The 23977-nt window shown below is 64.5% G+C and carries 21 protein-coding genes; 15 read left to right on the forward strand and 6 right to left on the reverse strand.

The genetic code is table 11. The features are described 5' to 3' along the window. Positions 1-36: 36 nt before the first annotated feature. The 3 genes from BEP01S_RS06430 to BEP01S_RS06440 all read right to left on the reverse strand — a co-directional run bounded on the left by BEP01S_RS06430 (position 37) and on the right by BEP01S_RS06440 (position 1329). Positions 37-354, reverse strand: a complete 318-nt coding sequence (locus tag BEP01S_RS06430; protein ID WP_236853364.1) for a hypothetical protein — start codon at positions 352-354, stop codon at positions 37-39. 163 nt (positions 355-517) lie between these two features. After that, complete coding sequence (locus BEP01S_RS17220; RefSeq protein ID WP_083532592.1) at positions 518-937, reverse strand: DUF202 domain-containing protein; 420 nt, start codon at positions 935-937, stop codon at positions 518-520. Next, complete coding sequence (locus BEP01S_RS06440; protein WP_039207170.1) at positions 937-1329, reverse strand: YidH family protein; 393 nt, start codon at positions 1327-1329, stop codon at positions 937-939. Before BEP01S_RS06440 ends, BEP01S_RS17220 begins: the two co-directional genes overlap by 1 nt. 158 nt (positions 1330-1487) lie before the next feature. Between BEP01S_RS06440 and BEP01S_RS06445 the strand changes: the two genes are divergently transcribed. From BEP01S_RS06445 to hrpA, 3 genes are read left to right on the forward strand one after another with little or no spacing between them, the layout of a single operon-like run. Next, positions 1488-2822, forward strand: a complete 1335-nt coding sequence (locus tag BEP01S_RS06445; protein ID WP_062241577.1) for an Nramp family divalent metal transporter — start codon at positions 1488-1490, stop codon at positions 2820-2822. A gap of 50 nt (positions 2823-2872) precedes the next feature. After that, positions 2873-3481, forward strand: a complete 609-nt coding sequence (locus tag BEP01S_RS06450) for a DinB family protein (RefSeq protein WP_039207173.1) — start codon at positions 2873-2875, stop codon at positions 3479-3481. A gap of 42 nt (positions 3482-3523) precedes the next feature. Then, a complete protein-coding gene (gene hrpA / locus BEP01S_RS06455) occupies positions 3524-7837 on the forward strand; it encodes an ATP-dependent RNA helicase HrpA (protein ID WP_244882119.1) in 4314 nt (1437 codons plus the stop codon). 111 nt (positions 7838-7948) lie between these two features. Here hrpA and BEP01S_RS06460 read toward each other — a convergent pair whose 3' ends face one another. After that, positions 7949-8317 (reverse strand): hypothetical protein, encoded by a 369-nt coding sequence (locus BEP01S_RS06460; RefSeq protein WP_062241579.1) that lies wholly within the window; start codon positions 8315-8317, stop codon positions 7949-7951. Between the two features lie 134 nt (positions 8318-8451). Here BEP01S_RS06460 and BEP01S_RS06465 point away from each other — a divergent pair, with 134 nt between their 5' ends. The 11 genes from BEP01S_RS06465 to BEP01S_RS06515 all read left to right on the forward strand — a co-directional run bounded on the left by BEP01S_RS06465 (position 8452) and on the right by BEP01S_RS06515 (position 21347). Further along, positions 8452-10044: a peptide chain release factor 3 gene (locus BEP01S_RS06465; RefSeq protein ID WP_062241581.1), complete on the forward strand. Its 1593-nt coding sequence runs from the start codon at positions 8452-8454 to the stop codon at positions 10042-10044. A gap of 150 nt (positions 10045-10194) precedes the next feature. Beyond that, a complete protein-coding gene (locus BEP01S_RS06470) occupies positions 10195-11280 on the forward strand; it encodes an inositol-3-phosphate synthase (RefSeq protein ID WP_039207178.1) in 1086 nt (361 codons plus the stop codon). Positions 11281-11570: 290 nt separating this feature from the next. Next, entirely contained in the window at positions 11571-13154 is a 1584-nt protein-coding gene (locus BEP01S_RS06475; protein ID WP_062241583.1) for an AbgT family transporter, read from the forward strand. Between the two features lie 219 nt (positions 13155-13373). Next, a complete protein-coding gene (locus tag BEP01S_RS06480) occupies positions 13374-14168 on the forward strand; it encodes a Bax inhibitor-1/YccA family protein (RefSeq protein WP_062241584.1) in 795 nt (264 codons plus the stop codon). Between the two features lie 312 nt (positions 14169-14480). Beyond that, positions 14481-15377 carry a dihydrodipicolinate synthase family protein gene (locus tag BEP01S_RS06485; RefSeq protein WP_062241587.1) on the forward strand — a complete coding sequence of 299 codons (897 nt, stop codon included), beginning with the start codon at positions 14481-14483 and terminating at the stop codon, positions 15375-15377. Then, on the forward strand, positions 15374-16891 hold the full coding sequence (locus BEP01S_RS06490) for an aldehyde dehydrogenase family protein (RefSeq protein WP_062241589.1): 1518 nt from the start codon (positions 15374-15376) through the stop codon (positions 16889-16891). The genes BEP01S_RS06485 and BEP01S_RS06490 overlap by 4 nt, the downstream gene beginning before the upstream one ends. A gap of 61 nt (positions 16892-16952) precedes the next feature. Then, a complete protein-coding gene (locus BEP01S_RS06495; protein WP_062241591.1) occupies positions 16953-17279 on the forward strand; it encodes a hypothetical protein in 327 nt (108 codons plus the stop codon). 19 nt (positions 17280-17298) lie between these two features. Continuing rightward, positions 17299-18855, forward strand: a complete 1557-nt coding sequence (locus BEP01S_RS06500) for a molybdopterin-dependent oxidoreductase (protein WP_244882121.1) — start codon at positions 17299-17301, stop codon at positions 18853-18855. Between the two features lie 146 nt (positions 18856-19001). After that, the gene (locus tag BEP01S_RS06505; protein WP_152609585.1) at positions 19002-19214 is read left to right on the forward strand and encodes a hypothetical protein; all 213 of its coding nucleotides are present in this window, start codon (positions 19002-19004) and stop codon (positions 19212-19214) included. Continuing rightward, entirely contained in the window at positions 19211-20749 is a 1539-nt protein-coding gene (locus tag BEP01S_RS06510; protein WP_039207190.1) for a sodium/proline symporter, read from the forward strand. Before BEP01S_RS06505 ends, BEP01S_RS06510 begins: the two co-directional genes overlap by 4 nt. Position 20750: 1 nt before the next feature. Beyond that, positions 20751-21347, forward strand: coding sequence for a hypothetical protein (locus BEP01S_RS06515; protein WP_062241595.1), 597 nt, complete (start codon positions 20751-20753; stop codon positions 21345-21347). Positions 21348-21363: 16 nt separating this feature from the next. Here the strand turns inward: BEP01S_RS06515 and BEP01S_RS06520 are convergent, their stop codons facing one another. Then, complete coding sequence (locus BEP01S_RS06520) at positions 21364-21786, reverse strand: VOC family protein (protein WP_062241597.1); 423 nt, start codon at positions 21784-21786, stop codon at positions 21364-21366. Between the two features lie 18 nt (positions 21787-21804). Here BEP01S_RS06520 and BEP01S_RS06525 point away from each other — a divergent pair, with 18 nt between their 5' ends. Further along, positions 21805-22716, forward strand: coding sequence for a helix-turn-helix domain-containing protein (locus BEP01S_RS06525; protein ID WP_062241599.1), 912 nt, complete (start codon positions 21805-21807; stop codon positions 22714-22716). Positions 22717-22797: 81 nt separating this feature from the next. Here the strand turns inward: BEP01S_RS06525 and iadA are convergent, their stop codons facing one another. Beyond that, the gene (gene iadA / locus BEP01S_RS06530; protein ID WP_062241601.1) at positions 22798-23952 is read right to left on the reverse strand and encodes a beta-aspartyl-peptidase; all 1155 of its coding nucleotides are present in this window, start codon (positions 23950-23952) and stop codon (positions 22798-22800) included. Positions 23953-23977 lie beyond the last annotated feature (25 nt).

Raw genomic sequence — 23977 nt, forward strand, 5'->3', positions numbered from 1 at the left:
TCCGGGATGGACTGGATCAGTCTTGGACGGTCGAGGTCAGTCCGTCTCGGCGATATCGGAGACGACATAGGACGCCGCTGCGCTGACCGCACTCACAGCGAACACGGCCGGCCAGGCACCGATCTTCTTCGCCAGGGGGTGTGAGGCGCCGAACCCGCCCAGGTAGGCCAAGCTCAGCCCGGTGGCGGCCGGCCAGCCCTTCTTCACATACCAGGAACGCGCGGCATAGGCGCCCGCTGCAGCGAGGACGACTCCGCCGAGGGGGCGGATCCCGGTCTCGCGGGCAGTGAGGAATCCGCCGATGAGGCCGACGGCGACGAGTGGGGCAGTGGAGACTTCGCGTGCATCCTTCATGCGGACCAGTTTAGGCGTGCAGGTCAGCGGCTCGGACGGCGGTCTCATAACGAGGAACGGGAATTGGGTCGGGCGCGCCGGTCGGGGAGTCTGGCTGCTTGTGCCGGCAGTGTGCCTGTGTGATGGTCCGGCGGGAGGTAGTGAGGCCGTGTGGCCGGGAGCTTCAGAGCAGGCTGATCTTGATCACCGAGGCGATGCTCAGTGCCGCGATGAGGCACACGGATGACGTGAGGAAGATGACGGCCCACGGGGTCGGGCGGCCGCGTTCGGCCCGGATCGAGACCGCACCGAGCCGGTAGCGCCTGACCTGCATGGCGATGGCGACGATGGCCATGCCCATGCACACGACGAAGATCGCCACCGACCAGCCTTGGAAGACGTTGATGAAGCGCATGAAGATGAGACTGACGACCGTCATCGTCAGACTCGTGCGCAGCCATGACTGGACGGTGCGCTCTGGCTGCAGCGCTGGATCGGCATGCGGCTGCGGGCGTGGGGCGGGCCGAGGCAGTCGCGGTCGTCTGCGCGGTGAGTTCTCTGATTGGTGGGGGCCGGTCGATTCGGGCCCGGTCGGCTCCGACATCACAGCAGGCCGGCGAACACCAGGACGAGGAGACCGGCACCCAGCGCCGAGGCGAGGCTGACGATGGGGATGATGAGCGGCAGCGGCAGCGAGGTCTTCCGTCGCATCGCCGATTCGATGCGATGCCAGCGGACCGCGGCACCGGCGGCGAGGATGAAGCCGATGACCATGAGCACGATCGACAGGGTCGCCCGCAGACCGGTGGTGAAGATCTCCGAGGTGAAGGCTTCGACGGCGATTCCGCCGCCGATGAATGCCAAAGCTGTGCGGATCCACGACAGGAAGGTCCGCTCGTTGGCCAAGGTGAAGCGCGGATCGGGGTCGACGCCGTCGGGGAAGATCCGACGGGCGATGCGGCTGCGGGAATCCTGCGAAGAATTGTCGTCACTCATCCTTCGAGGATAACGGCAGACAGTGTGTGACCGGTGACACGCAAGCGCCGTTGTCGCCTATCATGACTGTGGACATACGGAGACCGCTGCGCTGCCAATGTGCGGGAGAACCCTTCGGAGGAACCCCGACCCAATGGTGAGTCAGTGCGCGGCCGAAGATGAAAGCGAAGAACACCACGAGTGAGCATCCGAACGGTTCGAGTCCCGGCAACGCGAGTGACCCTGAAGCCGTATCCGGAGTCGAAGAAGCTTCCGGTCCCGCCAAATGGAAGGTCATCGGTCCCGGACTCGTCGTCGCAGCCACCGGTGTCGGCGCCGCCGATATGGTGGCAACCCTTGTGGCCGGCAGCCAGTTCGGCTACGGACTGCTGTGGGCGGTGATCGTCGGCGTCATCCTCAAGATCGTCCTCGTCGAAGGAGCCGGCCGATTCAGTCTCGCGACCGGAAAGACGATCTTCGAAGGCTGGCGTTCACTCGGTCGCTGGACCACATGGTACTTCGGTCCCTACATCATCATCTGGGGCTTCGTCTACGGAGCGACCGCCATGAGCTCGGCGGCGTTGCCGCTGGCCGCGCTCTTCCCCGGAGTCAACCTCACGGTGTGGTCGGTGATCATGGGACTGGCCGGTTTCGCCATGGTGTGGTTCGGCCGCTATGCGATCTTCGAGAAGATCACCGCCGTCCTCGTCGGGATCATGTTCATCACCGTCGTGGGGCTTGCGATCATCGCCGTCCCGAACGTCCCCGATATGCTCACCGGACTCATCCCGATCATCCCCGAGGGCGGAGTGATCTACACGCTCGCGCTCGCCGGAGGAGTCGGCGGCACCATCACCCTGGCAGCCTACGGGTACTGGCTGCGCGAAAAGGGCTGGCACACACCGAAGTGGATGCGGGTGATGCGCATCGACAACTCGATGGCGTACGTGATGACCGGCATCTTCGTCATCGCCATGCTCATCGTCGGTGCCGAAGTCGTCCGTGCCGCAGGCGTCTCGATCTCCGCCGACGACAAGGGGCTGCTCGACCTCGCCGACGTTCTCAAGGCCCGCTACGGCGAGGTCGTGGGCATTGGATTCCTCGTCGGCTTCTGGGCCGCTTCCTTCTCTTCGATCATCGGCGTGTGGAACGGTGTCTCTCTGATGTTCGCCGACTTCTGGGGCCATATGCGCAAGAAGCCGGGCGGACACCCGGACACCCTGACCGGAGGCAAGTACTTCAAGTTCTATGTCCTGTGGCTGACGTTCCCGCCGATGCTGCTGTTCATCCTCGGCAAACCGATCGGCCTCATTCTCGCCTACGGCGTCCTCGGTTCGCTGTTCATGCCGTTCCTCGCCATCACCCTCCTCGGGCTGCTCAACGGCAAGAAGATCCCGAAGGAATGGGCGAACAAGCTGCACACGAACATCGCCCTGGCGATCACCGCACTTCTGTTCATCATCCTCGGCGTCCAGCAGCTCTACTCGGCGCTGGCACCGCTGTGGGGCGGATAAGGGGCACGCACACTGTGGTCATCCGACCGTGACTGCGGCAGACTGAGGTCATGTCCCGCAACGATGCGATGAAGACCATTCTCAAAAGATCACTGCAGGCCAGCCGCAACGACCTGCTGTGGAAACTCGAAGGCCTGAGTGAACGGGACCTGCGGCTGCCGCAGACACCCACTGGGTTCAACCTGCTCGGAGCCGTCAAGCACATGGCCAATGTGGAGGTCGGATACTTCGGTGAAACCTTCGGCCGGTCGTGGCCGCACCCCGAAGAGCTCGTGAGTCCCGACCAGATTGCGACCGACCCGCAGGCCGATTGGTACGCGACCTCTGCCGAATCCGCCGAGCACATCAACGGTTTGTACCGGCGCGTGTGGACTTTCGCCGACGAGACGATCGACCGACTCGACCTCGAGGCGCAGGGCACAGTGCCGCACTGGCCGGAAGAGCGGGCGACAGTAACTCTTCAGCAGATCATGGTCCACGTCATCGTCGACCTGACTCGGCACCTCGGGCAGGTCGACATCGTCCGGGAAGGCATCGACGGTCAGGTCGGACTCAACCCGAAGATCTCGAACATTCCCGACGAGGTCGACTGGGATGCCTACCTCGCCTCGCTGAGAGCACTCGCCGAGGACTCGGGAAGCCGGTCGGACACCACCTGAGCAGGTCCACCTTGCAGGGGCAGACGATAAGCTGGGATCCACATGGCAGATAAGAACTCAGCATCATCGTCTCCGCGAGGACGGCAGCAGACCCCGCAGGATGAGACTCAGGCCCCGCGCCCATCCGCACAGGATCGCCCCGGGCGCTCGCAGGCGCACCCGGAAGCGACTGAGGAGAAGCTGGGAGCGCGCGGGAATCAGGGCACACAGGAGACGCGGCGGCCGCGGCGAAAGAATTCTCGGCGTCGGAACACCGGTGCCGAACATCGTGAACGTCGGGCCCGGCTGGCAGCGGCTCGAGCGGCCCATCCGGTCACTGTCTCCTACCCCGAGGATCTGCCGGTCACCGCCGCGAAGGACGAGATCGCAGAGGCGATCCGGGACAACCAGGTCGTCATCATCGCCGGTGAGACGGGATCGGGAAAGACCACCCAGCTGCCGAAGATCTGCCTCGACCTGGGCCTCGGGGTCAACGGCCTCATCGGCCACACCCAGCCTCGGCGGATCGCCGCGCGGACCGTGGCCGAGCGCATCGCCGACGAACTCGACGAAGAGCTCGGCAACACCATCGGCTACCAGGTGCGGTTCACCGCTCAGGTCGCCGACTCCACCCGCGTGAAGGTGATGACCGACGGCATCCTGCTGTCCGAACTCTCGCGCGACAAACTGCTGCGCGACTACGAAGTCATCATCATCGACGAGGCGCACGAACGCAGCCTCAACATCGACTTCCTCCTCGGCTATCTCAGGGAAGTCCTCGACCGGCGTCCCGACCTCAAGGTCATCATCACCTCGGCGACGATCGACCCCGAATCGTTCTCTGCCCATTTCGGTGATGCTCCGATCATCTCCGTCGAGGGCCGTACCTTTCCGGTTGAGGTCCGCTACCGGCCGCTCGGGGATGATCCCGACGATGACGATGTCGACGGGCCCGGCGAATCCGGGAACTACGAAACCGGAGTCGAGGAGCAGACCGACGGAATCATCTCGGCCGTCGACGAACTCGCCGCCGAGGCTCCCGGTGACATCCTCGTCTTCCTCTCTGGGGAACGCGAGATCCGGGATACCGCCGACGCGCTGAACGACCACCTGCGCAGACGGCCGCGGATGAGCAATTGGGAAGTCGTGCCGTTGTTCGCCCGACTCTCGGCGGGGGAGCAGCAGAAGGTCTTCAAACCTCACTCACGCCCCCGCATCGTCTTAGCCACGAACGTCGCCGAGACCTCGCTGACGGTGCCCGGAATCAAATACGTCATCGACGTCGGCACCGCCCGTATCTCCCGCTACTCCAACCGCACCCGGGTTCAGCGTCTGCCGATCGAGCGGATCTCCCAAGCCAGCGCGAACCAGCGCAAGGGCCGCTCGGGACGCACCAGTGAAGGCATCTGCATTCGGCTGTACTCGCAGGAAGACTTCGAATCACGCCCCGAATTCACCGATCCGGAGATCCTGCGCACGAACCTCGCCAGCGTCATCCTGCAGATGGCCTCACTGGGATTCGCGTCGAGCGACCAGGAGATCCTCGACTTCCCGTTCCTCACCCCGCCGGAGGCCAGGGCCGTCCGTGACGGACGCACGATGCTCACCGAGCTTGGGGCGTTGACCAGCGATTCTGCCGGGAAGATCCACGTCACCGAGACCGGTCGGAAACTCACCGTGCTGCCGATCGATCCTCGCCTGGCCCGAATGGTCATCGCCGGAGCGGAGGCCGGCTGCGGGGGAGAGGTCACCGTCATCGTCGCCGCACTGTCGATCCAGGATCCCAGGGAACGGCCGTCCGAGGTCCGAGCCGCCGCCGATGCGAAACATGCCCGGTTCACTCACCGGGGCAGTGACTTCCTGTCCTACCTCAACCTGTGGAACTACCTGCAGAGCCTGCAGGCCGACATGGGATCCTCGAAATTCCGTCGGCGGTGCAAGGAAGAGTTCCTCAATTTCGTGCGCATCCGCGAATGGCAGGATCTCGTCGGTCAGCTGCGCTCGCTGCTCGGCTCCGCAGGCATCCGAATCGAGAAGTCTGTCTGGCAGCCGTCCGACGACGGAAGCGCCGATGAGGCTGGTCTCGGTGGTGAACCTGGGAAGGCGACCGGGGCCGGACGCGGTTCCGACCAAACTCAGCGCGGACGCGGTGCGAACGGCAAGATCGGATTCGCCGAACTCAGCGCCGCCAAACGCAGCGCGAAGAAGCAGGGTGCGACCGGTCCGGCAGGTGACACCGGGAAACAGGTCGCCGCGGCCAAACTCGACCCGCACGCGGCCGCCATCCACCGTTCGCTGCTCACCGGACTGCTGACGATGATCGGCTCACGTTCGGAGAGGCACAAGGACTATCAGGGGGCCCGCGGCACACGCTTCGCGATCTTCCCCGGCTCCGGACTCTTCAAGGTCAATCCCGACTTCGTCATGGCCGCCGAGCTCGTCGAGACCTCTCGCCTGTGGGCACGGACCGTGGCCGCGATCGACCCGGACTGGGTCGTCGAAGCAGCCGGTGATCTGGTCACCCGCCAACATTCGGACCCGCACTGGTCGACGAAGGCCGGCGCTTCGATGGTGTACGAGAAGATCTCCCTCTACGGCGTCACCCTCGTCAGCGACCGCCGCGTCGGATACGGACAGATCGACGCAGAAGCCGCTCGCGACGCATTCATCCGCAAGGGCCTCATCGAAGGCGACTGGCACGAACGCTTCGGCTTCCTCGACCACAACGCGGCCGTCATCGAGGAGGCCGAAGATCTGGCCTCACGGACGCGGAACCGTCGCGTGCTCGACCAAGACGATGCCCTGTTTGAATTCTTCGATGAGCGGATTCCGGAAGGGATCACCTCGGCGGCGGATTTCCGGGGTTGGTGGAAGAAGCAGAAGCGACGGGACGCGCATCTGCTCGACCTCACCACCTCGGTGCTGCTCAGCGACGACAGTGAGGAACTGACCGCCTCGGTGGCCTCGGACTTCCCGATGGAATGGGAACTGAGCGATGGAACCTTGGCGAAGCTGCGCTATTCCTTCGACCCCGGCAGCACCGAGGATGGGGTGACCGTGGAGATCCCCGCCGAGGCGGTGCCCGCGGTCGACGCGGACGAGTTCAGCTGGCAGGTCCCCGGGCTGCGCGAAGAACTCGTCGCCGCCTATATTCGGTCGCTGCCGAAGAACAAACGCCGCTACTTCGTTCCCGCACCCGACGTCGCCCGCGAAATCCTGCCCGCCCTCACCCCGTACCACGGGAGCCTGCCGGACGTGCTCGCCGCGTACCTGAGCGAACGCGCCGGCGGGGGAGGGCTCAACGACCTCGTGCCGATCACGGTCACCGCCGATGACTTCGATCGGTCGCGGATTCCCGCCCACCTGCGTCTGACCTTCCGGGTCGTCGACGGGAAGAAGACCGTCGGCCTCGGCGAGGACCTGACCGCGCTGACGACGAAGGCCAAACCGCAGGTGCGCAAGGCCCGACAGAAGCAGAGCTCGTTCAACCCGCAGACCGGTCTGACTGACTGGTCATTCGGCGAACTGGCCGACCCCGATCAGGCTCCGGCCGGTGTTGTTCCGGGGCTTGCGGACCGTACGACGTCGGTGGACCTCGTCGCCTTCGACACCGCAGCGCAAGCACGACTGGGCACGCGCGAAGCGATCATCACACTGCTGGGCCAGCACACTGGTGACGCACTGAAGTACCTGCAGGATGGTCTGACCACTCAGGAGAAACTCGTCCTCGCCGGTCATCAGAAGACCGCCGACGAGCTGCTCGTCGGGCTGATCCGGGTCGGGATCCGAGGACTCGTCGCCGACCGGCTGGGACCGGCCGAAACGTCGTGGGTGTCCACCGCCGATGAGTTCGCGCTGCTGCGCAAGCACGTCGACGCCGAGCTGCCGCTGACCTGTTCGTCGCTGCTGCCGTCACTGATGAAAGCCCTGACGGCAGCGACCGAGCTCGACAAGCTCGTGTCGAAGGCCTCCTCGTTGTCGATCCTGTCCAACCTCGCCGATGTGCAGGCCTGGAGCGCTTCTCGGACGAGCGCAGCCGCCATTGCGGCGATGACTCCGCAGATGCTGCGCGAGCTGCCTCGCTGGGTGCGCGCCGAAGTGGTGCGCATCGGCGGGATGCAGGATTCGCCGATCCGCGACAAGCAGCTCATGGATCGGGTCACCGGCTGCGGCAATGATGTGCTGAAGAAGATCGGCAATCGCTTCCCGGCGCTGGCGAAGACCGAGTGGTCGCAGCTCATCGTGTCGCTGCCGGACGCGTGGGTCGAGGTCGTCCTGATGGTCGAAGAGCTGCGAGTCTCACTGTTCGCGAATTCGCTGGGCACCGCGCATCCGGTGTCGGAGAAGCGCATCGCGAAGGCTCTCGCCCAGCTCTGACCCGAGCGTCCCTCACCGGCAGCAGCAGAACGCCCAGTTGTAGCGGGGTGTTCTGCGGCGACAGGTGACTGATGCGCGAGTACCTGTAGGAGAAGCCGGGGCGAGCGAGGGTTAGACGTCGGCGAAGAAGCCGCTGAAGAGCCACCACAGCGGAAGGGCCCCTGCGGCAAGAAGGGTCGCTGCCGCCCACCAGATGCGCCACTTCCACGTGCGACGGCGGGTGCCGATGAAGAGGAACGCGAGATAGAAGATGAGGCAGAAGGCTCCGGAGAGACTGAGCAGCACCATCCCGGCCGCCTCGCTGCCGGAGGTGCCGAGATCGAAGAGGTACTTCGTCGTCTGCGCGATCTGCCAGGAGAACCAGATCGCCGCGCAGAGCAGCGGGACGCCCAGGACTCCCGCGATGATGAGCGGTAGGGCTTTGAGCCAGCGTTCCTTCGGCTCCAAGCGGCCGGCGTATTCGACGAATTCCTCAGACATCGCACCCCAGCATATGGGCAGATTCCGACAGGACGCTGGATGCAACGCCCACCGTCAGACTCCGCACGGCCGTCCCCGGCCACTGTGACTGAACGGACACGCCGGATGAGTGAGAAGGGCGATAAGATATTGCGGTGACTTCTGGCCAGTATTCCGACAAGGACATCCGACACGAGGCGTCCCGCCGCCGCACGTTCGCTGTCATCTCCCACCCCGACGCGGGCAAATCGACGACCACCGAGGCGCTCGCCCTCCACGCTCGCGCCATCGGCCAGGCCGGAGCCACTCACGGTAAAGCCGGTCGCCGCGCCACCGTCTCCGACTGGATGCAGATGGAGCAGGACCGCGGAATCTCGATCTCCTCGGCCGCACTGCAGTTCGAGTATCGCGACGCCGTGTTCAACCTCGTCGACACCCCTGGCCACGCCGACTTCTCCGAGGACACTTACCGTGTGCTCTCCGCCGTCGACTGCGCCGTCATGCTCATCGACGCCGCCAAGGGCCTCGAAGCACAGACGATGAAGCTCTTCGAAGTCTGTGCCCACCGCAACATCCCGATCATCACGGTCATCAACAAGTGGGACCGTCCCGGCCTCGACGCGCTCGAACTCATGGACGAGGTCCAGCAGCGCACCGGCCTCCTGCCCACCCCGATCACCTGGCCCGTCGGCCAGTCCGGAGACTTCCGCGGAGTCCTCGACCGCACCAGCGGCGAGTATACGAAGTACACCCGCACCGACGGAGGCGCCACGATCGCCGGTGAGGACACATATACCGCCGAGGCGGCCGCCGACCTCGAGGGCGATGCCTGGACGACCGCTGTCGACGAGTCCGATCTGCTGGAGATGGAAGACCAGAACCACGATCAGGAGACCTTCCTCGCCGGAAAGTCGACTCCGGTGATGTTCGCTTCGGCCGTGCTCAACTTCGGCATCCACAAACTCCTCGACCTCCTCGTCGACCTCGCCCCGCCTGCCGAAGCTCGCCTGGACAAGGACGACGAGCCCCGCCCCGTCGACGATCCCTTCTCCGGATTCGTGTTCAAGGTGCAGGCCGGAATGGACTCCAACCACCGTGACCGGCTCGCCTATATCCGAGTCTGCTCGGGAGTCTTCGAACGCGGAACCGTACTCACGCATGCCAGCACCGGCAAACCCTTCGCCACGAAGTATGCTCAGCAGGTCTTCGGTCGCGACCGCGACGTCGTCGACGAAGCGTTCCCGGGCGATGTCGTCGGATTGGTCAACGCCTCCGCACTGCGCGTCGGTGACTCCCTCTACCTCGACAAGAAGGTCGAATTCCCCGGCATCCCGACGTTCTCGCCCGAACACTTCATGGTCATCCGCGCCAAGGACTCCTCGAAGTACAAGCAGTTCCGCCGCGGCATCGAACAGCTCGACCACGAAGGCGTCATCCAGGTGCTGCGCTCCGACCTGCGTGGTGATCAGGCACCCGTGCTCGGTGCCGTCGGACCGATGCAGTTCGAGGTGGCCGAAGACCGGATGACCAACGAATTCAACGCTCCCTGCACCCTGGAGCGCCTGAACTTCTCCCTCGCCCGTCGCACCACTCCCGAATGCGTGCCGACCCTGGCACGGGAACGCTCGGTCGAGGTCCTCCACCGTTCCGACGGAGAGCTGCTGGCTCTGTTCTCCGACCGGTGGCGGCTGCAGGGCGTACAGAAGAACCACCCCGACCTGGTCCTCGAACCTCTGGTCGTCAGCTGAGACGACAGCCGCGTTCTGATGCCGATCTCCGGCATTTTGACGTGGACATTATTATGGATAGTTGGGGCCGAAGCGAAGCCCCGCAGGGCGAACCGCCCGCGTGGGACTTCTCCCGCCGCTCGGTGAAACCCATACAGACAAAGGAGAATTGTGGGAACGAAATCGATTCGAGTCGCGATTGCCGGACTGGGCAACTGCGCCTCGTCCCTGATCCAAGGCGTGGAGTACTACCGGAACGCGTCGCCCGGGACGAAGGTCCCCGGTCTCATGCACGTGGAATTCGGGGACTACCACGTCGGTGACATCGATTTCGTTGCCGCCTTCGACGTCGACGGCAAGAAGGTCGGCATCGACATCGCCGAGGCGATCACCGCCAGCGAGAACAACACCATCAAGCTCGCCGATGTTGAGCCCACCGGCATCGAGGTTCTGCGCGGACCCACTCTCGACGGTCTCGGCGAGTACTACCGCGACACGATCGTCGAATCCGACCGTGAAGCCGTCGATGTGGTCAAGGCGCTGCAAGACGCCGAGGCGGATGTCCTCGTGTGCTACCTGCCCGTCGGTTCGCAGAAGGCCGTCGAGTTCTACGCTCAGGCCGCCATCGATGCGAAGGTCGCCTTCGTCAATGCCCTGCCCGTATTCATCGCCGGCACCAAGGAATGGGACGAGAAGTTCCGCGCCGCCGGTGTCCCGATCGTCGGTGACGACATCAAGTCCCAGATCGGTGCGACCATCACCCACCGTGTGATGGCGAAGCTGTTCGAAGACCGCGGCGTCGTCCTCGACCGGACGTACCAGCTCAACGTCGGCGGCAACATGGACTTCAAGAACATGCTCGAGCGCAAGCGCCTCGAGTCGAAGAAGATCTCGAAGACCCAGGCCGTGACCTCGAACACCTCCGCCCAGCTGTCCGACCGCGACGTCCACATCGGACCCAGCGACTACGTCGAATGGCTCGATGACCGCAAGTGGGCGTTCGTCCGCCTCGAGGGCCGCAACTTCGGCGACGCCCCCGTGTCCCTGGAATACAAGCTCGAGGTGTGGGACTCGCCGAACTCCGCCGGCGTCATCATCGACGCCGTGCGTGCGGCGAAGATCGGCCTCGACCGCGGAATCGGCGGAGCACTCATCTCCGCCTCCTCGTACTTCATGAAGTCACCCCCGGAGCAGAAGGACGACGACGCCGCGCACGAGGCCGTCGAAGCCTTCATCCGCGGCGACATCGAACGCTGATATCGCCGAGGCGGCCCACCCTCAACTTGAGTGCTGAGTCGCCTGCCGGCTGAGAGGGCGCCGACCGCAGTTTTCTGCTGTCGGCGCCTTCGTCTATTCACCAACGTCGGTGAGTGCGAGACCGCACGGCCGCCTCGGCGAGGGACGGGTGCGTTCGCACATCCGGAATATGAGATTCCCGTGACACAATGCTGATTGTCCATGACACTTGCTCTTTGAGGTGATCGCACTCACATGTGCGACGCCCGGCTCAACGCATTCGCCAGCGCCACCCCGACCGAGGAGACCTGATGTCGAGCACCACACCTGCGACCGCAGAGAAGAGGAATGACGGCTCCGAGCTGAACTGGCTCATGCGCCTTCTCGTCATCATCGAAAAGGCCGGCAACAAACTGCCGCACCCGTTCTGGCTGTTCCTGTCGCTGGCCGTCATCGTCATGATCCTCTCGGCGATCTTCTCGTCCACCGGCCTCAACGCCGTCAACCCGGCTACGGACGAGAAAGTGACGGTGACGAACCTCTTCTCCACCGAATCGCTGCGTGAGATCGTCGCGGGAGCCACGAACAACTTCGTCACCTTCCCACCGCTGGGACTCGTCCTCATCGTGCTCATCGGCGTGGCCGTGGCCGAACAGTCCGGGCTGATCCCGGCGATGTTGCGCGGAACCATCGCCGGGGCCTCCCCGAAGTGGATCACGTTCATCGTCGCCCTTGCGGGAACCGCCTCGTCGATCGCCTCCGACGCCTCCTACATGATCATGATTCCCCTCGGCGGACTCGCGTTCAAAGCCGTCGGCCGCAATCCGCTGCTCGGCTGCCTCGTCGCATATGCCGCGACCTCGGGCGGCTATTCGGCGGCGCCAATGGTCAATTCGCTCGACACGATCCTCGGCGGTCTGTCGACCTCGGCCGCACAGATCATCGACGCCGACTACACTGTCAGCCCCGTCGCGAACTTCTACTTCAACTTCATCTCCATGTTCGTCGTCGCTGCCGCGGTGACCCTGGTGACCGAGCTCGTCCTGTCGAAGCGCGCCGACCAGATCGAACTCGACGAGGAGACCGACGACGATCCGGACAACTTCGACGTCAAGATGGCCCTCGACGCCAACGAGAAGCGCGGAATGGTCATCGCCGTCATCTCCATCATCGTCTGCGCCGCGCTGCTGTTCGCCCTCGCATGGCCCGCGGGATCGTTCCTCCGCGACGAAGCCGGAGGGTTCGGTCCCGAATCGGGTCTGATGGCCGGAATCGCCGCGATCATCGGCTTCGGCTTCTTCATCGTCGGCATCGTCTACGGCTACGCCACCGGGTCGATCAAACGCACCGCCGACATCCCGGAGATGATGGGCAAGGGGCTGCTGCCGTTCGTGCCGGTCATCGTCCTGTTCTTCGCCGCCAGCCAGTTCCTCGCGCTGTTCAAGATGTCCAACCTCGGCGAGATCATGGCGATCAAAGGCGCCGAGGTGTTCGGGGCGCTCAACACCGGTCCCTTCGTCATCCTCCTCGGTGGATGGCTGCTCGTGGCGCTGGGCGCCCTGTTCCTCACCTCCGGTTCGGGACTGTGGACGCTCATGGCCCCGGTGCTCGTGCCGATGTTCATGCTTCTGTCGATCTCTCCGGAGACCACTCAGGCCCTCTACCGGATCGGTGACTCGACGACGAACATCATCTCCCCGATGAGTCCGTACTTCGTCGTGGTCCTCGGCTTCATCCAGCGGTACAAGAGGGACGCGGGCATCGGCACGGTGCTGTCCTTCACGATCCCGCTGTCGTTCGCCATGTTCATCCTGTGGGGACTCCTGTTCTTCATCTGGTGGGCCACCGGCATTCCGTGGGGACCGGGCGCGGCCACTCACTACCAGATGGGCTGAACTGTCTATATCGGATGGGCTGAATCGGGAATTCTCCGCCCGGTGCAGGTGTTGTCCACCACAGCATCACGATCATGCAACGTCGGACCGTGCCGGCCGGGATCCTCAGTTCCCGTCCAGACCGTCCGGTTAGACTGTGACCGTGAACGATCAGCTGCTCAGCCTTCCGGCTGTGCACATTCTGCTCAGATCGAAAGGATCTCGACCGTGAGTAACCCCATGATGAACCGGGCTATCAATCAGGGAGCCCAGGCCGGACGCAACCAGCCGGTCATGTCCGATGAGGAGCTCAACAACCTCTTCAACCAGCCTGCCGCACAGAATCGCAACGCAGGACCTCAGGTCGCCGACCGTGCGATGACCTACGACGATGTGATGATGAAGACCGGTGTGCTCTTCGCTATCCTCCTCGCCGGCGCCGCTGTCGGTTGGTTCGTCCCTGTCCTCGCCTTGCCCGCGATGCTCATCGGCCTCGTCCTCGGCCTGATCAATGCCTTCAAGAAGGAACCGAACAAGGCCCTGATCATCAGCTACGCCGTGTTCGAAGGTGTGTTCCTCGGCGGCATCTCCTCGATCTTCGAGTCCATGTACTCCGGCATCGTCCTCCAGGCCGTGCTCGCCACGGTCTGCGTCTTCGGTGTCATGCTCGCCCTCTTCAAGTTCAAGGGTGTGCGTTATGGCTCGAAGATGAAGAAGTTCATGCTCATCGCCGTCGGCGGCTACGCGATCTTCTCGCTCATCAACTTCGCCGTCGCGATGTTCACCGGAACCGGCGGCGCTCGGTCCATCGAGATCAACATCATGGGTATGACGATGCCGCTGGGTGTCATCATCGGCATCGTCGCCACCGTGCTCGCCGCCATGACCCTGATCATGGACTTCCAGATGATCGAAGAGGGCGTCAAGCACAAGATCCCGGAGAAGTACTCCTGGATGTGCGCGTTCTCGCTCATGGTCACCCTCATCTGGCTCTACATCGAGATCCTGCGCCTCCTCTCCTACTTCAGAGACTGATCACCTGCAGCGACTGAGCTCGCAGCCGGTCACGTGATCGAAGGGCGGATTCCCATCCGGGGATCCGCCCTTCGGCGTCCCCACAGAATGTTCGGCCGTCGATCAAGGCGGAGCGCATCTGTCGATAGGTGCACCTATCGACAGATGCGCTGACGTTTGAACGAGGTGAATTCGGGCGGAGCCCGTCCAGACCGCCCCATTGCTTGTGATCACTTTTGTGCCTATCGTCTGAGATACCGACCATGAGCGTCGGCGGACCGGCTTCGACGTTGAAGCCGGGACCGATGATCTCGCTGCAGAGAGGACCATTCGATGACGAATCCGATGCGCGGAGTCTTCGCCGTGCCGACAACGCCCTTCGCCGCAGACGGTGCCCAAGACCTCGAGGCCTTGGGCCGCCGCATCGAGGAGGTTGTTGGTGCAGGCGTGACCGGCCTCCTCGGCCTCGGTGCCACAGGGGAGGCGCTGGCGCTCAGCGCCGTGGAGCGGGAGAGCCAGATCAAGACCATCGTCTCTGCCGTCGACGGTCGAGCGCATGTCGTCATCGGCTGTATGGCCTACACCCCGGCGGAGATGTCGGCACAGATCTCGAACGCCGCCGATTGGGGTGCCGACGCTGTCATGGTCACTCCTCCCTTCTACGGCGGGCTCGAACCCGAGGCCGTCATCGCCGCCTTGCGGCCGGTTCTCACCGCGTCCGAACTGCCGGTCATGGTCTACAACAATCCCCACTCCACCGGCACCGACCTGCTCCCGGACCACGTTGCCTCACTTCAGGACACCGGCCGACTTTGGAGCGTCAAAGAGACCTCCGGCGCGGCCACTCGGTTTCGGGAGCTGTGCAGCCGCCTCGGCGAGGACACAGAGGTCTTCGTCGGTGCCGACGGAATCGCGCTCGAGGGCTTCGCCCAGGGCGCCAGCGGCTGGGTGGCAGCCTCGGCATGGCTGCTGCCGGAACACTGCCAGAAATTGTGGGCGGCGGCCGACAGCGGTGATTGGGCCGGCGCCGTCGACCTCTGGAGAACTCTGGGTCACGCGCTCGGACTCATCGAAGGCGACTCCGCATTCATCTCACTCATCAAACAGGCACTGAGCCGCACCGGCCGCGAACAGGGGCCGGTGCGTCCGCCCCTGCCCACCGCTGGCTCCGAAGCACTGGCGACGCTGCTCGACGCGATCGCCGACCTGGAGAGGAAGCACACAGCATGAGTACCACGACATCATCAGAGAACACCCTCATCGACTGCGGTCGAACCGCGCTGAGGGCCATCATCGACGGCAACCTCGGACAGTGGATCGGCGGCCGAGCTGTCACCGGCACCGGAGACGAGATCGGCCTCATCTCACCGAGCGACGGAACGGTCATCGGCAGTCTGTCGGCGGCGAGCGAGCAGCAGCTCAACGAAACGGTCGCCGTAGCACGCACCGCCTTCAACGAAGCCGACTGGGCCAAGGACGCAAAGCTGCGAGCCCGCGTGCTGCGCCGCCTCGCCGACCTCGTCGAAGCCGACGCCGAAGAGATCGCTTACCTTGACGGAATCGAAGCCGGGAAGGTGGCAGTCGGCAGCGTCGAGGAAGATGTCCCCGACGTCGCCGCGAACCTCAGATTGAGCGCCGACCTCATCTCCCGCGATGACGGCCGCTTTCTGCAGAACCCCGACGGCTGGGGCTGGGTGACGAAGGTGCCCAGCGGTGTCGTCGGAGCGATCCTGCCATGGAACTACCCTGTGGCCATGCTCGGCTGGAAGATCGCCCCGGCGCTGGCCGCAGGCAATGCGATGGTCGTCAAGACCTCCGAGGATTCGACGCTCAGCGCCCTCCACCTCGCCAAGCTCGCCACCGAGGCAGGAGTGCCCGACGGCATCCTCAACGTGCTCACGGGCACCGGCGCAGGCATCGGCGCAGCCATGGGCCTGCACAATGACATCGACGTGCTCACCTTCACCGGTTCAGGACCGGTCGGCAGATCCTTCCTCGAATCCTCGGCTCGGTCGAACCTCAAGAAGGTGTCCCTCGAACTCGGCGGACGAGCCGGCTACATCGTCGACTCCGAACACGCCACGGACTTCCCAGTCATCGCCGCCGACATCGCCGGTGCCGCCTTCGGCACCAGCGGCCAGAACTGCACCGCCGCATCCCGGGTGATCTATGTCGGCGACGATGACGAGAGGTTCGCCGAATTCCGCACCGCGCTCATCGACGCGACCGAGGCACTGATCGTCGGTGATCCGTTCGCCGCCGATACGGACGTCGGACCGGTGATCAACGCCCGCGCCCACGAGCGCATCACCGCCTGGATCGATGAAGCCGTGGAGAAGGGAGCACGAATCCTCAACACCGGTGCCGAGGTCCCCGATACCGGCACCTGGTACCCGCCGACGGTCATCGAAGGCGTGCCCAATGACAGCGAACTCGGCCGTGGAGAGATCTTCGGTCCCGTCACCCAGCTGCTGCGGCGCAACAGCCGTGACGACGCCGTCGACCTCATCAACGGCGAACCCTACGGGCTGGCCTCGAGCGTGTGGTGCGAGGACATCGCCCAAGTGCGGTGGTGGGCCAGCCGGATCCGGGTGGGCACCCTCGCCGTCAACGGCTACAGCGAAGGCACCGAAGCCACCCCGTTCGGCGGAATGCGCCAGTCCGGATTCTGGGGTCGCGACAACGGCCCGGAAGCGCTGGGCACCTATCAGGAGACCATGACCGTCTGGGTGGCAGACACCTGAGCATCGCCTGAGTTCCGCCGGTTCCGCCGGTTCCGCCGTGGCCGAGGTCTATCATGGGGCCATGACCACAGCAGCGGCGGAACTCGAAACCGAGATCCGCCGTCTGCGCATCCGGATCATCTCCCTGACCACTGCCCAACTCGACGAGGCGGCCTCGCCGGCACCGAGCAGACGCGCAGCCATCCGTGAGGCCCTGACCGAGTTCTCGCAGATCGGCTCCGACGCCCGACCGGTTCCGGCGCTCGGCGATCAGAACCTCGCCGACCAGGTCGTCGTGCTCCTCGAACACGGACAGCGTTCGGCTCAGTCACTGCCCGAACCCGACCGTGAGAACCGCATCGTTACCCTCACCGAGGCGGCCGTGCGTCTGCGTCGCACCCTGGCCTGAGAATGGGGACGGGGACGACATGATGGCGAGCGCTCGACGTACGTGGCCGTCCGTGATCGCTGGGATCGTCGCGACCCTCATCTACTTCGGGGTCGCCGAACTCATCGCTCGCGGCTTGGACGTGGCGTCAGCTCCGGCGCTGCTCATCGGCCAGGCCCTCATCCCGTTGATGCCCACCGCGCTCATCAAGTCCGCGATCGCTGTCTTCGGCACTCACGACAAACTCGCCCTCGTCATCACCATCGTCGCAGGCGGCGCTGTGCTCGGCGCGATCATCGGGTGGATCGGTGCCCGACGCCGAGGCCTCGCGCTCGTGCTGCTCATCGGCTTCGGACTGTTGCCGGCCGTCGTCGGCTTCAGCTCCGGTGCCGGTCTTGTGGCCACTCTGCCGAGTCTCGGCGGAATCGCCGTCGGAGCCGCAACCTTCCTCGTTCTCATCCGCCTCGCCGATGCTCCAGAATCGGAAACCGAGAAGCATGATCGAACCCCTGCCCGCCCCGGGCGGAGGGCCTTCTTCGGCCTGGCCGCGGGACTGAGCGTGGTCGGCATCGCCGCTGTCGCGGCCGGACAGTCCGCGGCCACACTGGCCCGCAGTGCGGCAGGAAAGGTGACGAAGCTCGTCTTGCCACGGCCGGCCACCTCGGCGCCGGAGATCCCCGCTGGTGCGGAACTCGACGTGCCCGGACTGACCCCGCTGGTCACGGAGTCCTCGGACTTCTACCGCATCGACACAGCGCTCTTCCCACCGTCGATCGATGCGGGAACATGGGAGCTGCGCGTCCACGGCATGGTCGAGAACGAGTTCACGATCACCATGGCCGAACTCCTCGACCTCCCACTTCAGGAACACTATGTGACCCTGGCCTGCGTATCGAACGAGGTCGGCGGCGATCTCGTCGGCAATGCGAAATGGCTGGGCTATCCGATCCGGGATCTGTTGGCCCGGGCGAAACCGCACGCCGGCGCGGACATGGTGCTTTCGGGCTCCGACGACGGATTCACCGCTTCCACTCCGCTCGAAGTGCTCACCGACGACCGGGCGGCACTGCTGGCAGTGGCCATGAACGGCCATGCCCTGCCACGCGATCACGGATACCCGGCACGGCTGGTCGTCCCCGGACTCTACGGATACGTCTCGGCTACGAAATGGGTGACCGACATCGAGGTGACGAAATTCGCGGAGAAGGAAGCGTATTGGACGACCCGGGGTTGGTCGACGCACGGACCCGTGCTCGTGGCCTCGCGCATCGACGTGCCTCGTCCCGGCGCCACCGTGAAGCCCAAGAGCGGAGACCGTGTTGTGACCGCGGGCATGGCTTGGGCGCAGCACACCGGCATCGAGAAGGTGCAGGTACGCATCGACAACGGGGACTGGCAGGAAGCCGAACTGAGCGAGGAGCTCACTTCTGACACGTGGCGACAGTGGCGCTGCGAGCACACGGGACTGAGCGCGGACACGCATACGGTCAGCGTGCGCGCGATCGACCTCGACGGAAACGTGCAGACCTCGGAACGCCGGCCTGCGATCCCGGGTGCCGCGACGGGACTCCACGAACGTCAGTTCACCGTGGAGTGATCCCAGCGCAGCAGGTGGGAACGGACTCGAGTCTGACCAGCGCTTCCCACCATGCGAGCCCGGTGCGGCACTCTCAGACTTCTCGCGATACGTTGTAATCTCACTCACAGAAGCTGTTTCTCTCACGTCACAACGAGGTGGTCAACGTGTTCGGTCTTCCGACGGCGACGGTCGTCATCATCTTCGGCATACCTGCCATCTGGGTGATCTACACCCTCGTCTTCGTCGTCCTCTCCCGCGGGTGGAAGGCCGAAGACGTCGCCGAGGATGAGGCCCTGGCGAACTCCCGGCCCGGAGTCGACGGGTTCCCGACCAACGGCGGGGCCGCCTCGGCGAACGGAAACGGGGGAGTGGAATGAACATCGAAACGTGGTTCCTCGTCATCTACTTCATCGCCATGGCCGGGATCGGTGTGTGGACGTTGAAGATCGGGTCGAAGGGCAGTGAAGGCTACCTGCTCGGCGGGCGCAGCCTGGGCCCGGCCGTGACGGCTCTGCGTCTGCAGTCGTCGTCGATGTCGGGGTATATGTTCCTCGGTGCGGGATCGCTGGCCTATACGAAGGGCTACTTCTCGCTCTGGTACGCGATGGGCGACATCGGCGGAGGGGTCCTCAACCTCTCGATCCTGGGGCGGCGGATGCGCAAGCTCTCCCAGATCCTCGGCTCACTGACCTCGATCGAGTATCTCGAACACCGCTACCCGTCGAAGTGGATCCGCGTGATCGCCGCCCCTGTTGCGCTGTTCTGCATCTTCTTCTATGTCATGAGCCAGTTCATCGCCGGCGGGCGCGGACTCGAGATGGTCACCGGCATCCCCTATGCCTGGGCGCTGCTCATCGCCGTCGGCGTCATCGTCTTCTACACCTTCCTCGGCGGGTACCTGGCCGTGGCTTACACGGACTTCGTGCAGGCGATCATCATGCTCATCGGCATGGTGTGGATCCTCATCGCCTGTCTGCAGGCAGTGGGCGGATGGACGGCCGGCAACGAGGCGGTCGGGCAGATCAATCCGAACCTGCTGACCATGTGGGGACCCGACGGAATCGAATCCGTCCAATGGGGAGTCATCGTCGGCGCCGTCCTCGTCTTCTCCATCGGCTATATGGGCTGGCCGCACGTCAACGTCAGCCATATGGCGATGAAGCGGCCTTCGGTAGCCAGGCGCGCGAGCCTCTACGCCACGGGCTTCAACCTGCTGTTCATCCCCGCCCCCTACATCGTCGGCATCATGGCGCTCATCCTGCTGCCGACCCTGGACAACCCCGAACTTGCGGTCTTCCAGGTTGCCGACACGGTGCTGCCGGACTTTGCCGTGGGCATCGTCATGGCCGGAATCATGGCAGCGATCATGTCCACTGCCGACGCTCTGCTGCTGCAGTCGGGCACGATCGCCAGCCAGGACCTGTTCCAGCGCTTCATCAAGAAGGATATGTCCGACCAGCAGTCCGTGTGGGTCTCCCGGTTCACCGTCCTCGTCCTCGCGGTCATCGGCTACTTCGTCGCCGTGAATGATCCGCCCGCCGTTGCCGAGGTGGTCATCTTCTCCACCACGGTGCTCGGTGCCGCGTTCGTCCCCGTCTACATCGCCGCTGCCTGGTGGAAGAAGGCGAACGTGCCCGGTGCGATCACCTCGATGATCGCCGGCACCGTGTCCTCCGTCGTCTGGCAGCTGACCGGACTCGTCGACGTCACCGGAGTCGACCCCATGGGCATCGGCATCGTGTGCTCGACCCTGGCGCTCATCCTCGTCTCCCTGGCCACCCAGCGTTCACATCCGGTGCCTGCCCACGTTCTCGCGGCGATGAAGGAGACCGACAAGATCGGTGCGATTCCCGCACACATGCTCACCGGGCAGAACGACTCCCTGGCCGGTCAGGTTCCGAAGGACGCCTGAGATGAGTGCAGAGATCGGAACCGGGCGGTCGGTCGCCCCGGACCTGCAGGTCGAGGATCCGGTGCGGATGGAACCGCTTGTCACCGCCGCCGAGGCGCTCGCCGTCTTCCAGCGCAAGCTCCCCGACTCTGTCGCCGAGGCGAGAGCGGTGCATCATCCGTTCTGGTGGGCTGCCCTCGATGTGCGCACTCACGGATTGTTCCGGCGGAGTTCGGCCGGTGCAGGGCAGCGCATGGACGTGCTCGTCAATGCCGTGTCCGGGCGGGGCATGATTGCCGATTTCACCCCGCGCGGCGCCTCGGCAGAACCGGAGGAGTGGTCGAGTCTGATCGGCGAACAGGCTGGACCGCTGCCAAGCCGGGGCGAAGCCGAGCGGACTGCACGATCCTTGGCTCGTGCGAAGGTCGTCAAAACGGTGAAACTCGGAATGGGTATTGAAATCACACTCGCCGCCGGTCTGCGCGGTGTGCTCAAGCCCAACTGGATCGTCACCGGAGGGAACGCGAAGCATTCGGCGACCATCCTCGTCGACGGTCTCGACGGTTCGCACTACATCGTGCGGGTGGACAAGGCAGGGCGGAGCCGAGAGATCGGCTGAACGACAGCCGGGATGCTCAGCCCCAGTTCTTTGCGTCCGAGATGCAGAACGGATGGCCGGCCGGATCGAGGAGCACGACCCAGGTCTCGCCCGGCTGCGGTTCGGCCCGCGTGGCGCCGAGTTCGACGCAGCGATCGGCTGCCGCTTGGATGTCGTCGGCGGCGAGGTCGAGGTGGAACTGCTTGTGACCGTCGTCGGGCCAGCTCGGTCGCTGATAGTCCGGGATCGTGCCGATGCCCAGGGCATGGCTCGGACCGGTGAGCATTGCATAGTTCTCGTCCGAGAAGGCGACGGGCCAGCCGAGGACGGAGGAGTAGAACTCTCCGAGAACGGCGGCGTCAGGGGCGTCGAGGGTGACCATCGCCAAGGTGGCGACGGGGACTGCAGTCGTGTTGTCGGCAGTGGTCGTGGCGGTGTCGGTCTTCTGTGTTTCAGTCATGTCTGACATTCTTGTGGCATGGACGATGACGTCACTAGGAAAAATGCGTCACCGGGTGAAGAAGTGCCGCAGCATTTCTTCGGGCGCGTACTCAAACCGGGGGAGATGCTCGAGCACGCGCGCTATTCGTCGGTTCGCGTCGTCGCCGAGCGTCTGCGTCCCTTCGTCAAACGGTATTGGGCCGTCGAATGGGACCTGCCGGACGGTGAGAGCTATCAGTCGGCGACCTTGTCCGAACCGACCATCCATCTGACCTTCGAGTTCGGCAACAGCCGACGTGCCCACGTCGACGGGCCGGGAGCGTGGATGACCGGACCAGTCACCAAGCGGCGCTTCGACGTGGGGCTCTTCGGACGCGGCTGCGTCTTCGGCGTGAACTTTCAGCCGGGTGCCACTCTGGCGTTTTCCGACCAGAAGCCTGCGAGCATCCGTGATTCGACGGTCCCTGCCGGGCTGTGGTTTCCGAGGTTGGAAGCCGACCTCGGACTGGCAGAGGTGTTTTCGCAGTCGCAGAGTGCCGAGGTGCCGGAGCTGGGCGAATTAGCCGCCTCGGTGGAGAGTTGGCTGCTGTCCTGGAGGCCGCAGATGACTCCGTCGTTCGAACGGCTGAAGCGGGTTCTCTACGTTCTTGCCGATCCCGAGGTCGTGAGTCTGAAGATCCTCGCGGAGAGAACCGATATCGGTGAGCGCACTCTGCAGCGGATGTTCAGCAGCTTCTGCGGAGTCGGAGTGAAGAAGGTCCTGGCCAGGGCGCGAGTCATCGACGCGGTCGGGGCGATCGACCGCGGCTGGGACGGAACTCTGGCCGACCTCGGTGCGCATTTCGGCTGGTTCGACCAGTCGCACTTCAGCACGGACTTCGTTCGCGTCACCGGATTCAGCCCCGCCGAGTACGCGCAGCGGAAGTCCGCGCGGGTCACTCGCAGCTGACCGGAGACAGTCCGAGAGCCGCCTCGGTATCGGTGTGAGAGCGGTCAGGTGCAGGCAGTGAGGGCCTCGGTGCGGACCGGCTCAGCGCGGTGACTGATCAAAAGTGCTTCTGACCAGCTGCTCGCCATTGCTGATGGTCGGACGGCCCAGAGCGAATCCGTGCTGGATCGAGTGCTCTTCGTCGACGAACAGCAGATCGGCGTCACAGCCCGGACGGATTCGTCCCTTGCGCGGAAGCTTCAACGCATCGGCGGTGTTGGCGGTGACGAACGAGAGGACCTGCGACAGGGACAGGCCGCTGGTTTCAGCACACGCCCACACCTGTTCGAACAGCGTCGACTGGTCTGCCACCTTCAATTCCGTCAGGCGTCCCTGAGCATCGAATTTCGGCAGACTGCCATTGGCGTCGGAGGACAGCGTGAGCTGTTCAAGACTGCCGCCGAATTCGACGAACTTCTTCACGGCTTCAACTGTGGACGCCCCCGCCGTCATGTCGGCATAGGCGCCTTTGGCCGCGAGGCCGACCGCCTCGGCGATGAGGTCGACATCGCGGGTGATGTGGGTGGCATACACAGCTGGCGGAGCAATCGGATAGTCGTCGAGGAGGCGATGAAGAGGCTCGAGCCGAGTCGAATGCGATCCGATGTGGAAGTGAGTAACTCCGGCCTTTCCGCTGAGAAGCCCACCGACATGGCATTGGCTGACGATGTCGGCGAGTTGCTCGATCGTCGGTTGGAACGACCGCCTTTCGGAGATGGCGATCTCTCCGGCCCCGATCACTTTGTCGATGAGGACGATATCGTCGGCGACGGATCCGGTGACTGTTCGTGCGGGAAGCTGATAGCTGCCGGTGTAGACGAACGTCGTGATGCCCTCTTCCTCGAGACCGCGGGCCTTGGCGATGAGACCGCTGTGCGACCGGGTGATGGAGTCGGTGCCGAGACATCCGACGACAGTGGTCACGCCTGCGCTGATGATGTCGGCGACGTCGATCTCGGGTGTGCGCGTCGCGTACCCTCCTTCACCTCCGCCTCCGGTGATGTGCACATGGGGGTCGATGAAACCGGGCACTGCAGTCAGCCCAGTAGCATCGATGACTGCTGAACCCGGCAGCTGCTCGACCGTGTGCCTGTCCACTTCGCCGAGATAGGCGATGCGCGAGCCCTCCACGAGGATGTCGCAGACACCGAGCGGTTCGGGTGCGCAGATCTCCGCACCGCGTATCAGGATGACCATGACTCTCGTGTCCTTTCGCTGCCGC

The organism is Brevibacterium epidermidis NBRC 14811 (assembly GCF_001570805.1).
GTDB classification, from domain to species: domain Bacteria; phylum Actinomycetota; class Actinomycetes; order Actinomycetales; family Brevibacteriaceae; genus Brevibacterium; species Brevibacterium epidermidis.